The organism is Anoxybacillus amylolyticus, from assembly GCF_001634285.1.
GTDB lineage: Bacteria > Bacillota > Bacilli > Bacillales > Anoxybacillaceae > Anoxybacteroides > Anoxybacteroides amylolyticum.
Window position 1 is genome coordinate 1125474 of sequence record NZ_CP015438.1, and the last position, 14820, is coordinate 1140293.

General features: G+C 44.2%; 23 protein-coding genes. 15 read left to right on the plus strand and 8 right to left on the minus strand.

All coding sequences use genetic code 11. From position 1 onward, the window contains the following. Positions 1–5: 5 nt before the first annotated feature. From GFC30_RS05795 to GFC30_RS05810, 4 genes are read right to left on the minus strand one after another with little or no spacing between them, the layout of a single operon-like run. Positions 6–1157 carry a glycosyltransferase family 4 protein gene (locus GFC30_RS05795; RefSeq protein WP_066323305.1) on the minus strand — a complete coding sequence of 384 codons (1152 nt, stop codon included), beginning with the start codon at positions 1155–1157 and terminating at the stop codon, positions 6–8. Further along, the gene (locus GFC30_RS05800; RefSeq protein WP_066323306.1) at positions 1154–2110 is read right to left on the minus strand and encodes an NAD-dependent epimerase/dehydratase family protein; all 957 of its coding nucleotides are present in this window, start codon (positions 2108–2110) and stop codon (positions 1154–1156) included. Before GFC30_RS05800 ends, GFC30_RS05795 begins: the two co-directional genes overlap by 4 nt. Next, complete coding sequence (locus GFC30_RS05805) at positions 2107–3390, minus strand: UDP-glucose dehydrogenase family protein (RefSeq protein ID WP_066323307.1); 1284 nt, start codon at positions 3388–3390, stop codon at positions 2107–2109. The genes GFC30_RS05800 and GFC30_RS05805 overlap by 4 nt, the downstream gene beginning before the upstream one ends. A 54-nt stretch (positions 3391–3444) precedes the next feature. Continuing rightward, positions 3445–3738 (minus strand): hypothetical protein, encoded by a 294-nt coding sequence (locus tag GFC30_RS05810; RefSeq protein WP_066323308.1) that lies wholly within the window; start codon positions 3736–3738, stop codon positions 3445–3447. 149 nt (positions 3739–3887) lie between these two features. Between GFC30_RS05810 and GFC30_RS05815 the strand changes: the two genes are divergently transcribed. Then, positions 3888–4235 carry a DUF1360 domain-containing protein gene (locus GFC30_RS05815; protein ID WP_066323309.1) on the plus strand — a complete coding sequence of 116 codons (348 nt, stop codon included), beginning with the start codon at positions 3888–3890 and terminating at the stop codon, positions 4233–4235. Positions 4236–4266: 31 nt separating this feature from the next. Here GFC30_RS05815 and GFC30_RS05820 read toward each other — a convergent pair whose 3' ends face one another. Further along, a complete protein-coding gene (locus GFC30_RS05820; protein WP_066323310.1) occupies positions 4267–5010 on the minus strand; it encodes a coiled-coil domain-containing protein in 744 nt (247 codons plus the stop codon). Positions 5011–5112: 102 nt separating this feature from the next. After that, on the minus strand, positions 5113–5829 hold the full coding sequence (locus GFC30_RS05825; RefSeq protein ID WP_066323311.1) for a BMQ_0737 family morphogenetic spore coat protein: 717 nt from the start codon (positions 5827–5829) through the stop codon (positions 5113–5115). Between the two features lie 178 nt (positions 5830–6007). Between GFC30_RS05825 and GFC30_RS05830 the strand changes: the two genes are divergently transcribed. The 11 genes from GFC30_RS05830 to GFC30_RS17160 all read left to right on the plus strand — a co-directional run bounded on the left by GFC30_RS05830 (position 6008) and on the right by GFC30_RS17160 (position 11209). Then, positions 6008–6451 carry a hypothetical protein gene (locus GFC30_RS05830; protein WP_084256211.1) on the plus strand — a complete coding sequence of 148 codons (444 nt, stop codon included), beginning with the start codon at positions 6008–6010 and terminating at the stop codon, positions 6449–6451. 347 nt (positions 6452–6798) lie between these two features. Next, entirely contained in the window at positions 6799–6999 is a 201-nt protein-coding gene (locus GFC30_RS05835) for a hypothetical protein (RefSeq protein ID WP_066323312.1), read from the plus strand. Positions 7000–7012: 13 nt separating this feature from the next. Then, a complete protein-coding gene (locus GFC30_RS05840) occupies positions 7013–7216 on the plus strand; it encodes a holin (protein WP_066323313.1) in 204 nt (67 codons plus the stop codon). A 114-nt stretch (positions 7217–7330) separates the two neighbouring features. Continuing rightward, a complete protein-coding gene (locus GFC30_RS05845; RefSeq protein WP_066323314.1) occupies positions 7331–7534 on the plus strand; it encodes a DUF1657 domain-containing protein in 204 nt (67 codons plus the stop codon). Between the two features lie 70 nt (positions 7535–7604). After that, positions 7605–8072 (plus strand): YhcN/YlaJ family sporulation lipoprotein, encoded by a 468-nt coding sequence (locus GFC30_RS05850; protein WP_066323315.1) that lies wholly within the window; start codon positions 7605–7607, stop codon positions 8070–8072. 12 nt (positions 8073–8084) lie between these two features. Then, positions 8085–8567 carry a stage V sporulation protein AC gene (spoVAC, locus tag GFC30_RS05855; RefSeq protein WP_066323316.1) on the plus strand — a complete coding sequence of 161 codons (483 nt, stop codon included), beginning with the start codon at positions 8085–8087 and terminating at the stop codon, positions 8565–8567. Next, a complete protein-coding gene (spoVAD, locus tag GFC30_RS05860; RefSeq protein WP_066323317.1) occupies positions 8564–9580 on the plus strand; it encodes a stage V sporulation protein AD in 1017 nt (338 codons plus the stop codon). Before spoVAC ends, spoVAD begins: the two co-directional genes overlap by 4 nt. Then, positions 9577–9933, plus strand: coding sequence for a stage V sporulation protein AE (spoVAE, locus tag GFC30_RS05865; protein WP_066323318.1), 357 nt, complete (start codon positions 9577–9579; stop codon positions 9931–9933). Before spoVAD ends, spoVAE begins: the two co-directional genes overlap by 4 nt. Before the next feature lie 11 nt (positions 9934–9944). Then, a complete protein-coding gene (locus GFC30_RS05870) occupies positions 9945–10151 on the plus strand; it encodes a DUF1657 domain-containing protein (protein ID WP_066323319.1) in 207 nt (68 codons plus the stop codon). Positions 10152–10163: 12 nt separating this feature from the next. Continuing rightward, positions 10164–11024 carry a DUF421 domain-containing protein gene (locus GFC30_RS05875; RefSeq protein ID WP_066323320.1) on the plus strand — a complete coding sequence of 287 codons (861 nt, stop codon included), beginning with the start codon at positions 10164–10166 and terminating at the stop codon, positions 11022–11024. A 14-nt stretch (positions 11025–11038) separates the two neighbouring features. Beyond that, entirely contained in the window at positions 11039–11209 is a 171-nt protein-coding gene (locus tag GFC30_RS17160; protein WP_169806993.1) for a hypothetical protein, read from the plus strand. A gap of 34 nt (positions 11210–11243) precedes the next feature. Here the strand turns inward: GFC30_RS17160 and GFC30_RS05880 are convergent, their stop codons facing one another. Continuing rightward, on the minus strand, positions 11244–11561 hold the full coding sequence (locus GFC30_RS05880) for a thioredoxin family protein (protein ID WP_066323321.1): 318 nt from the start codon (positions 11559–11561) through the stop codon (positions 11244–11246). Between the two features lie 108 nt (positions 11562–11669). On the opposite strand from GFC30_RS05880, the gene GFC30_RS05885 reads away from it, so the two are divergent. The 3 genes from GFC30_RS05885 (at position 11670) to GFC30_RS05890 (ending at position 12467) form a co-directional block, all read left to right on the plus strand. Then, complete coding sequence (locus GFC30_RS05885) at positions 11670–11906, plus strand: hypothetical protein (protein WP_066323322.1); 237 nt, start codon at positions 11670–11672, stop codon at positions 11904–11906. 70 nt (positions 11907–11976) lie between these two features. Further along, on the plus strand, positions 11977–12102 hold the full coding sequence (locus GFC30_RS16460; RefSeq protein WP_084256213.1) for a YjcZ family sporulation protein: 126 nt from the start codon (positions 11977–11979) through the stop codon (positions 12100–12102). Between the two features lie 110 nt (positions 12103–12212). Next, positions 12213–12467, plus strand: coding sequence for a sporulation-specific transcription regulator SpoVIF (locus tag GFC30_RS05890; protein WP_066323323.1), 255 nt, complete (start codon positions 12213–12215; stop codon positions 12465–12467). Positions 12468–12477: 10 nt separating this feature from the next. On the opposite strand, the gene GFC30_RS05895 is transcribed toward GFC30_RS05890, so the two are convergent. Continuing rightward, positions 12478–14679 carry a UvrD-helicase domain-containing protein gene (locus GFC30_RS05895; RefSeq protein ID WP_066323324.1) on the minus strand — a complete coding sequence of 734 codons (2202 nt, stop codon included), beginning with the start codon at positions 14677–14679 and terminating at the stop codon, positions 12478–12480. Positions 14680–14820 lie beyond the last annotated feature (141 nt).

Consider the following 14820-nt stretch of genomic DNA (forward strand, 5'->3'; position numbering starts at 1 on the left):
GACGCCTAATAAAGGCATCTTTTTTTTGCCGCTTCTTCGTAGACGGCCATGAGCCGTTCGGCGACGTGGGAAAATAGAAATTTTTCTTCTACTTCTGCGCGCGAGCGGCGAGCCATCGCTTCCGCTTCGCTCTCATGAACGAGCATATAATGAATCGCCTCTGCAAAGGCAGAAGGATTGGCATAGTCGTCGATGACAAATCCAGTTTTTTTATGTTGTACGATTTCGGCATTGCCGCCGCGGTTAGTCGTAATAATGGGAATGCCGGCAGCCATCGCTTCATAATGAACGCGCGCGAGCGGTTCATGCCATTGAGAACTGCAAACGAAGACGTCAGCGCTAAGCAATAGGTGTGGGACTTGCCATGCAGGGACATAGTTCGTAAAACGAATGTGATTTCCAAATGGAATGGCGAGACGATGCAATTCGCGGACATAGTCGTCCCAGCTATTTTCGCTAAACCAGCGCCCGCCAGCGATCACAAGCACTGCATTTGGATGGCGGGAAAGAACTTTACGCATCGCGCGAAGGAGGACATGTGGCCCTTTCGTTTTACTTAACCTCCCAATAAATAAAATGACTTTCTCGTCTTTAAGCCCAAGCATTTGCCGTATTTCGTTTCTTGTTTGTTTCCCTTCTTCTGTCCAAACAGGAATAAATTGTGAGCCATCGACTCCTGAATAAATAACGCGTATTTTTTCCTCTGGCACGTCATACCGTTTTCGTACCGTTTGTTTAATATAGTTGCTGACGGAAGTAAGAATGGATGTATCTTTTAATGCTTGCTCTGCTTTTTCTTTTGCTATTTTTAGCGGAGAAAACATATCGTTGTGCAAGCTTAATACAATGGCGCTTTCTTGTGCTGCTTCTTTATATTGGCTGACGCGCGCAGGGCGATTAAACACATGGATGACATCAAACGTCCGATTTCTTAATGTATTGGCAACGTCTTGTTCGTACGTTTCTTTCGGAAAGCGTATATATTCAATTCCGTTCGTCATCTCGTTCATAGGCAATGATGGATCGGTAATCGAAAAAATCGTTAAATGATGTGTTTTCACAATAAAAGGAGAGATCCCGTCAATCATGAGCTGGATCGCTCCGCCTTTCACGGCGGGGGAAGGTAACTTTTCTGTGCAAATATAGGCGATATTCACTCGTATTCCTCCTGGTAAAGGTCGCGAATATACTCGATTTCCCTTAGTAGTCCTTCTTTTAATGAAACTTTCGGACAGTATTGTAAATAATGTTCGGCGCGGGAAAGATCAGCCCATGTATGTTTCGGTTCGCCGATCGCAGACGTTACATATTTTCGGATCGCTTTTTTCCCTGTCAACTCTTCTAATAATGCGATGACGTCATTGACGGAAGCTCTTTCTTTGCCGCCGATGTTCATTGTTTGGCCGATGGTTGCTTCATTGCCTAATACAGAAGCAGTGCCGTCGACGCAATCGGAAATATATGTGAAGTCGCGGGATTGCGTGCCATCGCCAAAAATCGTGAGCGGTTCATTTTTTAATAGCTGATTAATAAAACGGTGAAACGACATGTCCGTCCGCTGCCGCGGGCCGTATACGGTAAAATAGCGCAAGATGACTGTTGGGACACCAAACGTTGTATGATACACGCGGCATAAATGTTCCCCTGTTAGTTTCGTGATGCCGTATGGCGAGAGGGGGACTGGTTCTAGCGTTTCAGACAATTTCCCGTCTTTTTCGCCATATACGGAAGAAGTGGAGGCGTAAATAAATTGCTGAATTTGTGTATGTTTGCACGCCTCTAGCAATTGTTGAGTGACGGAAATGTTATGAAGTGCATACGCTGCGAAATCGCTCCCCCAACTTGTGCGTACGCCTGGCATTCCTGCTAAATGATAGACCACATCCGCATCTTTTAGTAGTTCATGTAACGGTGCGGTCAATAAATTTTCCGAAATCAACGTAAAGCGAGGATGGGCAAGCAATGTTTGAAGGTTGTGTGTTTTGATGTGGGCAGGGGTCGGACCAATCCACCCATCAATGCCAACGACGGTATGCTGTTCGTCTTGGAGCAATTTTTCACATAAATGTGAGCCGATAAAGCCTGCCGCTCCAGTAACGATAATTTTCACCCGACACCAACCCCTATATAATGTAATCCTGCTTCTTCAAGTTTTTTGCGGTTCAAACAATTGCGCGCATCTAACACGAGGATACCGTTCATTCGTTGTTTTACTTTCTCCCAGTCTAGTTGTTGAAACTCAGGCCAATCAGTCGCGATGACGAGTACATCCGCTTCGTTTAACGCTTCCATAACGGTGGATGTTTGGATGACGTTTGGCATGTCGCTACTTAATGTTGCTTTTGGATCATAGGCGCGGATGGTGCAGCCAATGTTGCTAAGTTGGCGGATGAATCGTTCGGCTGGTGATTCGCGTGTATCGTCGGTATTTGGTTTAAAGGCGATGCCGAGCACGGCAATCGTTTGTCGTGGCAAGTCATGCACCGTTTCGTGTAGTTTGCGGAGGTAAACATCGATTTGCGACTCATTGACGCGCTGAGTGGCTTGCAATAGAAGCGGTTCAATATTTTTCGATCGAGCCGTTTGCTCAAGGGATCGAACGTCTTTCGGAAAACACGACCCTCCGTAGCCGAGCCCTGCTTGTAAAAAATGAGGACCGATGCGCGGGTCATAGCCGATTCCTTTTGCGACATCGTTGACGTTGACCGAGAACGCATCGCAAATGCGGGCAATTTCGTTAATAAACGAGATTTTCATCGCTAAAAACGCATTCGACGCATATTTAATCATTTCCGCGCCTGTAAGGCTTGTGACGATGTACGGTGCAGAAATGCCGGCATACATCGTTTTCATTACTTCGAGCGACTGATCGTCGTCTCGTCGAAGACCGACGACAATTTTATCAGCGTGCAACATATCAGAAATGGCTGAGCCTTCCCGTAAAAACTCCGGATTGGAAACGACGTGGAATAAATGTGGTGGAACTCCTTTTTCGATAAGCGTTTCATAGATCCATTCATTTGTCCCAGGTGGAACGGTGCTTTTTGTAATAATCGTTTTATGCGAATGAATATGTGGAGCTAATTGGTCGATAACCGACTGAAGGAAGCGCAAATCGGTATTTCCGTCCGGCAACGATGGTGTTCCGACGCAAATGATAATAACAGGAAATGTTGCTCCTTCTATCAGGGACGTCGTAAAGGTAAGCGATGATTTATTTTTTTCCATTAGTTCAGACAGGCCAGGTTCATAAATGGGCACATTCCCATTGTTTAACTGTTCGATTTTATGCACATCTTGATCGACGCAGCAAACGGTATGCCCAACCTCTGCTAAAACGGCTGCGGTCGTCAGTCCGACGTATCCTGCTCCGATAATAGCGATGTTCATGGAAACACTCCTTTCGTTAGACGTAAAAAACCAGGCGTATACCTGGTTCTTCCGTTATTCCTCTTCTTCGTCTGACTGTGCGGAAGACGGTGTATCAAGCGAGGTAATCATTCCGATGGGAACGGTAATCCGTTTTTCTCCATTTGGATAAAATGAATCAGTCACTAAAGTAACCAACCCTTTTTTTGCATGAAACGATTGAAAGATAGCGTTATAATACGTCTGTTTTTTCGTATGGACGTTGATTTCTGTTCCTGGCTGCAACGTTTGTAATTGGGCGATCATCGCTTCGTCGGCTGCGGTTAATTTTTTCTTCAGCGGTTTCGTATGCACAAATACGCTATACATGACAGTCACTCCTTTCATCAAGAACATCTACTGTATCATATGAACCAATGGGAAAATGGCTTAGACAAATGCCTAACGAGGTTGAGAAAACGGGAAACTAGTCGTTCTTGTTTACATATAATGGGGAAAAAGGAGGTGGAGGAGAGAACATGGACAATCCATTTTTCTTTTTCGTGCTTTCGCTAGCAAGTTTTCGTTTAACGAGATTAGTGGTGTATGATACGATTACCTCGTTTCTTCGTAAGCCGTTTCATGAAATAGTGGAGGAAACGATGCTGGACGGAACGACAGAAACGTTTCTTGTTGTAAAGGGAGAAGGGATAAGAAAGTGGATTGGGGAATTGTTAAGCTGTTATTGGTGCACAGGAATATGGTGTGCTGGGGGATTGTACGGGGGGTATGCGATATGGCCGGCCGTATTTGAACCATTCATCGTTTTTTTAGCGATAGCCGGATGTGCTTCGTTTTTGGAAACGATTGTACAAAAACTCTCATAATAAAAACCTCTCCTCCGTCGATGAGGAGAGGCTACTTATTGAGGATGATGCGGTTTAGCGAAGGGACGCCGTTAGGGAGTTCATTTCCATAAACAAATCCGTCAATGACAACCGAAGGGGCGTTTTTGAACCGAATGTGCAAATTGGCAAGCCGGAGTTGTTCGTTTGGGAAAAGAGGTTTTTGCTGAAATGGTTTAATCCAATATTCACCGTCTGCTTTCATTCGTTCGCGCCAATTTTCATATGCAAAGATCCATTCGGCATCGTCCACTTCTTTCGTTGAATATGTAGCGATTTTTCCGCTTAACTCGGCTGCTGTCATTGGTCGGACGCGAAGGCAGACAACGATGTTTTGCAGCGGTTCTGTTCCGATGTTCTGAACGAAAAAATCACCAATAACGAGCGTTTCTTCTTCAGAAGTTTCAGGAAGAATAACGGAATAGGCAAAAAACGCTTGCACGTTCATTATTGTTTGTTTTTTCTCTTCTGGCACTTTCCATTTTTTTAACTGCTGAATTTGCCGCTCTGCTTCTTCTAAAGCAACTTCGTACGATAGTAGTTGCTGTTCGAGCTGCGCGATTTGTTTCTCATACGTTTCTACATGTACAGACTGGGTTTCGTGTAGCTTTTCCACTAAAAATTCGTTACGCAATTTTTCCTTTTGCAGTTCTGTTTCTAACGTTTTTATTTGCTGTTCGTATTTGGCAATTTCGGCGCGATAATAAATTAATTTTTGTTGCAGCTGAATATGCTCGTTTGGGGGTTTTTTTCCCATCTGCACCCCTCCTTTTACAGCTATATATATGTGGGGATCGTTCCTCCGATGAGAAAAAACAAAAAAGGCTGTTGAATCTGGCAACAGCCTAACTCGTAAAGTTTAGCGGCTCGGGAATACTTCCGGGCATTGTGGTGGGAATTTGTCTGTTGGGCAAAGCGTTGCTTCTAAAATTTCTTCGCGTGGTTTGCAGAAGCGGGCTTCGACTTCGATTTTTACTTCTGCCTCCATTTGTACTTCTAGGCAAAGGGTAATTGAAACATCTAGTTGCGAGAAGTTGTTTGTACAAATAAGGCTTGCGTCGCATTCGAAGAAGGAGATATGGCAGTCGAGTGTTGTTCCTTCTGGTGCGCATAAAATAAATGTTTGTGCGGTAGCAAATGGGATGGCATTCGATTCGCAAACAACTTGCCCGTTCGCGTTTAAAATTTGCACGACGACATGCCCTTTCACAAGTACTTTTACTTTTTGCAACGTGACTTCATCGCCTGACGGAAGGGTGACGGTAACTGGTTGGCGACCGTTTGGTTGGATAATTTCTTGGCAAATGAGCGCATCGTTGTCGACGACTGGATCAATGCGGTTGCCGTCTTCGTCAGATAAGAAGCAGCGAATCGTAAAGTCGTGTGGATTCATCCCGTTCGATGTGAAGAAGTCGCAAATGCTTTCACAGTTTCGTGGGCATTTGTCGCTTGGGAAGATTGTTTCTAGCTCATTGTTCGAAAAACTTTTGAGCGGCACATCGACCTGGCGTGTAACCCAGTCGTACACTTTACGAGTCTTAATACAAACTTTTTCTTTATGATGAGAGTGACCCATAACTTTTTCCTCCTGTTTAAAATTTTTCCCACAGAAATATGTGGGTGTTAGGACTACTGTATAGTATGAAAAAGTTAGGTAAATGTGCCGTGACAAAAGCGGAAATTTCATTTTTTTGGTCTAAACAGCTAGGCGAGTGAATTTGTTGTAAGTAGAACGAAGTAAAGGGGGACTATGTGTGAAAGCGAAACAGGCAGAAGATATTGTTCTGTTAAAACAGCGGATTATTTATTTACAATCTGAGCTAGCTCGCTACAAGGCGAAAGCATATGAGGACGGGGATATTTTGCTTGAGAATGAGCGATTAAAAGAAGCGCTCGAAAAAGCGGAGACAAAAATAAAAGAGCTAACGAAACAAGTCGAAGCAGTGATGGCGGAAAATGTGGTGTTGAAGGAGCTTGCTTTATTGAGCGAACAACGTTATGAAGAATTGGAGAAAGTCAAGCAGGAAAAATCGGAATTGGAGAAGCAGTTGGGGCAATCGCGTTCGAACAGAAGTGCAGAAGACGGGGAAAACTGGTTTTTGCATACGTTGCGACAGCAAAACGCCATTGTTAAGCAGGAAAGAAACGAACTGACATCGCTTTCTAATCCGTTTTCATTCAGTGGAGAAGAGGAATAGAAGGCATTCTCTGTTTTCCACGTATCGAATTAGGGACTTGACCGTTACCAATTGCTTTTTTCCTTCATACAATAACGATAACTTTACACATGGAGGGGAAGAAAAGATGAACGGGAAAAAGCCGATCGTGATTAGCGGAACGAAGTCCTATCCTCTATATTCATCGTCTGCGGAGAAAGGGAAAAAAGGCGGCTGCGGGTGTGGAAAGCCGATTCAGAAAAAGTAACGAATCGTGAGGATTATCGGAAAGGATAATCCTTTTTTTGTGCAAAAAGCCTATACCATATCCGTGACACATGCATAGTCTAATGATGCAAACCTTTCTATAAATGAAGGAGGAAGTGAACATGTCAGAACATAAAAAAGCGCGTGTCATTCACGTCGATAAATTAATCGTGCATGCGGACGAGGTCGTGATTATCCCGAAAAGGCGTTTGCACGATCCATGGTTTTCTCTACGGCGCGATCATGAAGAAGACGTCGAAGAAATACAAGAAAACATAACTGACGATAACGACAGGGAGAGACGTCCGTTTTCATGGATTTAAGTGAGGTGAGAACATGGAACGATTTAAAAATTACGGCCTTTGGTTAGCGATCGGTTCGTTTGGCTTGCTTGCGTTGCAAACGTTTGGTGTCGATATTGATTTAGGAAAATATGAACGGCTGTACGATGCGTTTCTAAGTATTTTAGTCATGGCTGGCATTTTAAATAATCCGTCGCTCGGTCGCGGCTATTTAGATAAAGTGGAAAAGAAAGAGTAAGCCAAAAGCTGCCTCCTATAAGGGGCAGTTTTTTAGTTAAAAATGGAATTCATATTTTTTTGGCAAACGATTCATGCTAACGATTGTAATCCACTTTATTAGGAGGGTTTGACAATGACTGTTGCATCCCAAGTAAAACAAACGTTAGCGGGATTAAAATCAGCACAAGCAAGTTTTGAAACATTCGCTTTGCAGACAGAAAACAAAGCAGCAAAGCAAATCTATCAACAAGTGGCGCAACAAACGCAAGCGATCGTTGATTTAATTAACTCCCGCGTGCAAGAAATTGAAAACGAAGAACCACAATATAAACAATAAGCATACTCAGGTTGGTTAATGACCAACCTTTCCGCCTTTACAGAAACTACATAAGAATGGGTTGATAGCAATGAAACGATTGGCCGGAATCATCCTAATCGGATGTTTAATGATAGGTTGTGCACGTGAGCCTGTGGTGAAAAAGCAATCATTGCAAGGGAAAAATATGATTCAACTAAGCACGGACGGAACAGCGAAAACGAATGAAACACGCCAGTTCGTCGCGGAACAAGCGGTCGCGCAAATAAAGCAACGTGACGATATTCGCGACGCTGTCGCAGTAAGTACAGACAAGAAGCTGTTGCTTGCTTACCAAGTGAAACAAATGGCGCGGTTTCGCATGAAGCAAATGGCCAAAGACATTCAGCAACAACTCGAACGTTTATTTCCAGACCATGAGGTGACGACTTCGAGCGACTTAAAACTATTTTGGAAGACGGATGAATTGCGCGGAAAAATCGAAAAAGACCGGTTGAGCGAACGGCAAATAAATCGGGAAATTGATGAACTGAAACGGTTAACCGAAGAGCGCACGTAAAGAGGTGATACTATGGCAAACGAGAAACGAAAAAATTTAACCCCTGTGCAGCAAGAATATCATGTATTCGAAAAAAAGCGGGAAACGAAGCGCCCGGTGGCAAAAAATTGCTTTCGCGCCTTTTTCGTTGGCGGAATCATTTGTGCGATTGGACAAGCGATTTCCTATTTTTACATGTATTTTTTTGATTTTACAGAACAGACAGCAGGAAATCCAACGGTTGCCACGATGGTGTTTTTATCGATGATTTTAACAGGTATTGGCGTGTATGACCGAATCGCACAGTTTGCCGGGGCAGGAACAGCAGTGCCGGTTACGGGGTTTGGGAATGCGGTGATTTCCGCAGCGATTGAACACCGGACGGAAGGATTTGTTTTAGGGGTTGGCGCGAATATGTTTAAACTTGCTGGCTCCGTCATTTTGTTCGGAACGTTTGCCGCCTTTCTTGTCGCATTAGTGAAGACGATCGCCGTGAAATGGGGGGGACTCGGATGAGAAAAGGGCATCGAACGTGGGTGTTTAAAAACAGGCCGGTGATCGTAGCGACGGCGACGGTCGGCGGACCGTTTGAAGCGAATGGCCGCATTGCTGATGATTTTGATTTGCTGCATGAAGACCTTTGGCTTGGGGAGGAATCGTACGAAAAGGCACATAAAGTGTTGCTAGAAGAAGCATTTTTTAAAGCAATTGAAAAGGGAGGAATTGCGAAAGAGGATATTCAGTTTATGATTGCTGGCGACTTAATTAACCAAATGACGCCATCGAACTTTGCGGCGCGAACGATCGGGGCACCGTATCTTGGCGTATTTGGCGCTTGTTCGACGTCGATGGAAGGGTTAGCGCTTAGTGCGTTTATCGTAAATCACGGTGGGGCAAACTACGTTTTAACGGGGGCTGCAAGCCACAATACAGCGGTAGAAAAGCAGTTTCGTTATCCGACGGAATACGGGGGGCAAAAACCGCCAACCGCTCAGTGGACCGTCACCGGTGCGGGAGCAGCGCTTGTGAGCAGCGAGGGAGAAGGGCCGCGTGTTGTGGCAGCGACCATCGGGCGCGTCGTCGATATGGGGCTAAGCGACCCATTTAATATGGGGGGAGCGATGGCGCCTGCTGTGGTGGATACGATTGAAGCCCATTTGCGCGACATGCAAGTCGACATTTCGCATTACGACTTAATTGTAACGGGAGATTTGGGGAAAATCGGACGCCAAGTATCGCTTGATTTGTTACGGGAACACGGACTTTCCCTTGAGGAGGAACGCTATCAAGATTGTGGGTTGCTTATTTATCGAGAAGATCAGCCAGTATTATCAGGAGCGAGCGGTGCTGGTTGTTCTGCAACGGTTGTGTATGGGCATTTATTGAACCGGATGAAACGAGGCGAATGGAAACGAATGCTCGTCGTTGCAACAGGAGCTTTACTATCGCCACTGACGTTTCAGCAAAACGAAACGATTCCGTGCATTGCACATGCGGTGGCGATTGAGGCTGGAGGTGAAGAAAGATGATGGGGATGTTTTTTTGGGCGTTTGTCGTTGGCGGGATTATTTGCGTCATCGGACAAATCATGATGGACGTGTTCAAGTTGACACCGGCGCATACGCTTTCGATTTTAGTTGTGGCTGGTGCGATTTTGGACGGCTTTGGTTTATATGAGCCGCTTATTGATTTTGCTGGTGCGGGCGCGACTATTCCAATTACAAGCTTTGGAAATGCGCTTGTTCACGGGGCGCTACAAGAAGCGGATAAACATGGGATTATTGGTGTGTTAACCGGAATGTTTGAAGTAACAAGTGCTGGTATTTCCGCTGCGATTGTGTTCGGATTTATTGGTGCATTGTTATTTCGGCCGAAAGGATAGGAGGGAAAGCAATGACCGTTGCTTCGCAAGTGAAACAAAGTTTAGCAAGTTTAAAAAGCATATATGCAAGCTTCCAACAATTTTCCCTTACGTCAACGGATGAAAAGGTGAAGCGAGTGTTTCATGAAGCGATGCTATTGACGGAAGAAATGATTGCCGATGTGAAGCATCGCCTAAGTCAACTGGAACGAGAAGAACCGCAATATCATGGAAAGTAAGGGGTATGACCGATGCCGATCTGGTTAGAAGTAGCAATCCGCTCCGTTTCGATTTTAATCGGGCTTTTTGTTATTACAAGGATTTTAGGAAAAAAGCAACTATCGAAATTATCGTTTTTTGAGTATATTGTCGGCATTACCGTTGGCGATATTGCCGGAACGATGTCGACCGATTTGGATATTAATTTGCAAGAAGGAATCACAAGTATTTTAATTTGGTCGCTATTTCCTGTTCTTATTTCGTATATTTCGTTGCATAATAAAAAGTTTCGCGATTTCGTCGAGGGCAATTCTACTGTATTTATTAAAAACGGAAAAGTGCTAGAGGAAAATTTAAAGCGGGAAAAATATACGATCGATGAGCTGATGGAGCAGCTAAGGAAAAAAGATGTTTTTCGCGTCGCTGATGTGGAGTTTGCGGTATTAGAGCCAAACGGCGATTTGAATGTGTTATTAAAACGAGAAAAACAGCCGTTAGTGGTCGGGGATGTCTTCCCAAATCCTCCGTCCGAAAAAGAGCCGCAAACGGTTGTGATGGACGGCAAAATTTTAGACGAGCCGCTCGCGACTGTGGGCTTAAGTCGCGGCTGGCTGAAAACGGAGTTGGATAAACAAGGGGTTACAGTTGAAAACGTCTTTTTAGCGCAAGTTGATAGCTATGGGCAGCTTACGGTTGATTTATACGATGATAAACTTAACGTGCAACAGCCACAAGAAAAACAGCTTTTGTTGGCAGCGATGAAAAAAGTGCAAGCTGATTTCGAGTTGTTTGCGTTAGAAACGCAATCGGAAGAAGCGAAACAAATGTATGAAAAAAATGCGAAAAAGTTGAACGACTTAATACAAAAAGTCACTCCACTATTGAAACATTAAAGGAGGAACGGTGGATGGAAAATCGACGAGTAAAAACAACCGATGAGGAAATGAAGTTATCATTGAAGGAAAATGACGGGGAGAAGCATACTTACACGACGGACGAAGAAATAACGATCGAGTGGATCAACAAAGACGACTATCTGACCCATCAACCGAAAGATTTTGAAGACATTGACTATTAACAGCCGATGCAACCATCGGCTGTTTTTTCATGGACTAAGAAATCGACTGTAAAAACGCTCGCACTTCTTCTGGAGTTTTGGCATTGGCGCTATGAAGGTGTGCGATTTTTTGTCCGTTTTGAAAGACAAGTAGGCTCGGAATGCCCATTACTTGATACGCCTCAGCAATGTCTGGCACGTTGTCGCGATTGATTTGCAACCACTCGTATTGCGAATATTCGCGGACAATCTCATCGATAAACATGTCCATTCGTACACAATCAGGACACCACGTCGTATAAAATTTTACGATGACCGGCTTTTCTGACGTGATTGCTTCGTGAAACTGCTCGGCGGTTTGTAATTCTTTCAAACTATCCCCTCCTCGTCAACGATGTACGTTTTTACTTTATCATATTTCATCCGCCTTGGCACGTTGTCTTCTTTCAGCATACATCATTAAGAGAAAGGCGGTGACAAGATGAGCAAACAATTCGAAAAATCGTTAGAAGCAGTCGCAAAGTCAAAGCAAGAAGGACATGACCAATTTTTAAAGCGAATCACAAAATGGGGAACAGAATTTGACAAGAAAATGAAAGAAATCGAAAAAGTGAACAACCAATTTTTGCAAGAAGTGAATGGTGACTTGACGAACATCGATGGCTGGTTTCGAAAAAAAGAAAAGCAGCTCACACAACTTTTCCGTTATTTTTCTTAGCAGCCGCCCATACCGTTCGAGTTGTTTCCGCATACGATAACATTACCAACGCGCAAGGAGGTGCAAAGCAATGTTTGGATATTGCGGATACGGATATGGTGGGTATGGATATGGCGGTTACTACGGCTCTACATTCGTGTTAATCGTTGTATTGTTTATTTTGTTAATTATTGTCGGTGCTGCGTTCGTCGGTTAAAGAAGAAATGGTACGGGCTGTTTCGTTGAAAACAGCTCGTACTTTTTCTTGTTTCCATGCACTGATCGTTATTTTTTTCATACGCTAGTAAAACAAGGGAGGTTGACATGATGGATAACCAATTTTTTAAGAATGTAGAAAAGAAAACAGGCGTGAATATGAAAGATATTTTAGAGCTCGCCAATTCGCTTCAGCATGCGAATTTCAAGGATGAGCAAACGGTTCGCGGCGTCATTAAGCGCGTCGCACAAATCGCCAACCGTAAAGTGCCGAAAGAATTAGAAGATAAAATTGTTCAAACGATCATTCAAAACGGCAAACAACTTGATTTCAATACGATTGCCAATATGATTAATAAAAAATAAGCGAGGGGAGTTATTTACGAACTCCCTCGCTTATCTTTGTGATAAATTCTTTTAGAAAGCGGGACGGTGCTGCGGCTTTTAACCGGCGCTGCGATGGGACAGAAAAAAAAACGCCATATCGCGCTCTTGTAATGGCGACGTATAATAAGCGACGCTCTTCTTCTAATGGCAATATATCTCCATTTCGGTATGCCTCGAGCGCATAGTCATGTGGGATACTTCCTTCTACCGCTCCTAAAATATAGACGTATTTGTATTCTAACCCTTTGGCGCGATGAATGGTTGAAAGTTGAATCGCTTGTTCGTGCTTGTTGACGTGTTTTGCTGATTCGGTCATGTCGTCGATGTGGCGAAGAAAGGCGGGCACCGTTTTAAATTTTTTCGCGGCTACTTTGACGTCGCGAATGTCATCAGCGCCCCGTTCGATGATGTTTCCGTCGTTGCCGCGCTTTTTCAGAAATTCGGAAAAGCCCATCTCCGTTTCCACTAATTCGATTGCCTCTAGCGGTTTTAATTTCGCAAGTTGTTTAAAAAGCGGCACGATTTCCTTTAATTTTTTGCGCTGAAACGGCTGGATATTGGTTAGTTTTGCAAGCGCCTTAACAAGCGAGCAATCTTCGAGAATGCTAAGTGCTTTTAGTTCTTGTAAAATCGTTTGTTTTAAAAATAGCGACACAAGTAAATCGTTCATCGCTTTTTCATCGTTCGGATTTATGCTTAAACGCAAATACGCAAGTAAATAGCGGACGAACCGTCGCTCATAAAACGATTCGCTGTCGCTTGCGAGCATAAACGGGAGTTTTGATTGCACAAGCCGCTCAAATATTGCACGTGAGGCGGTGTTCGTGCGGTATAAAATTGCAAAATCAACGGGATTCGCGCCGTTTTCTAGCCGTTCTTTTATATCTTCGACGACCATTGTTGCTTCCTCTTCTTCGTCATATGGAAAGAAGAAAAGCGGAAGCTCGTCCGCCGAAAACTGGGCGTTCATTTGTTTTTTTTGCCTCGAGCGGTTGCGGGAAATGACCGTGTTTGCAAGCGAAACGATGCTATGAGACGAACGATAGTTTTCCGTCAGCGTAATGATTTTTGTTTCTGGGTAGTTTTTATCAAACTTAAGAATAAATGATGGGTCAGAGCCACGAAACGAATAAATTGCTTGGTCGTCATCTCCGACGACACAAAGGTTGCGCGTGTGCGCACATAAGAGATTGATAATGTCGTATTGCACTTGGTTAATGTCTTGAAATTCATCGATTAAAAAATAGCGAAATCGCTCTTGATAGCGCGTAAGCAGCGCTGGGCGCTCTAAAAGCATGTCATAACAGCCGATGAGCATATCATCAAAGTCAAACAGTCGCTGCGCTTGTTTCATTTCTTCATACCGTTTGTATAAATAGACGGTTTGTGCCTTCCATTGTTCGGTTGGATGAAGGTCATCGACGTCTGTCCGCGTATTTTTCCAATACGAAATTTGTTGGAGCGCTTGGTCATAGGCAAATTGCCGCTCATCTAATCCGATTTCGCGCCCTGCCTCTTTAATTAATTGCTCTCGTTGCCAATCCCATTTTAAGAGGCGGCTTGTATGCCAGCGCTCGCGGTCGGTGTGGGAAACCATGCGATAAAAGATGCTATGGAACGTGCCGGACACAAGCTGGGAAATAGCAGTCGGATGCATCGCTGGGTACGTCAACAAGCGCTCTTTCATTTCTTGTGCTGCTTTTGTCGTAAAGGTGACAAGCATCATGCTTGACGGCGAAATTCCTTTTTCCGCAATCATATACGCTGTTCGCGCCGTTAAGACGCGTGTTTTGCCGCTTCCAGCGCCGGCAAGCACAAGCAGTGGTCCTTCTGTCGTTGTTACGGCTTGTAACTGTGCATCGTCAAGGGAAACCCCTGCCTCCGAAAGGATGCGAAGATAGCCAGTTGCTTCGTATGTTTTTGTTCGCTTCTTTTGTTGAAACGGAACAGGCGGCTCATAGGCGATCGGCATATTCCACTGCCGCTTGTTTGTGAGAGAAAACGAGCACGCAGTCGGTTCGTTGTGATAAAAATGCGGCGTTTTTTGGATGCCTAAATATAATTTGAGCGGCTCGCCACAATGCATACAAACTATTTTTCCACGTAACGATAATTCGTAGACAGCTTCATATTTTTCGCGCGCAAGCACGGAAAGATGAATAGGTTTTCCTTTGTATAGTGCCCGTTCCATTGCAAAACTCCTTTTTCCATTTCAATCAATCTTAATGATAACAAAACATACAATAAGAAAAAAGGGGAGGAAAATGAAACGAGTAACGAGAGGATTTTCGGTAGTAGCCGCTTCCCGCGTTATTCTTTCCCCACCTGTTGC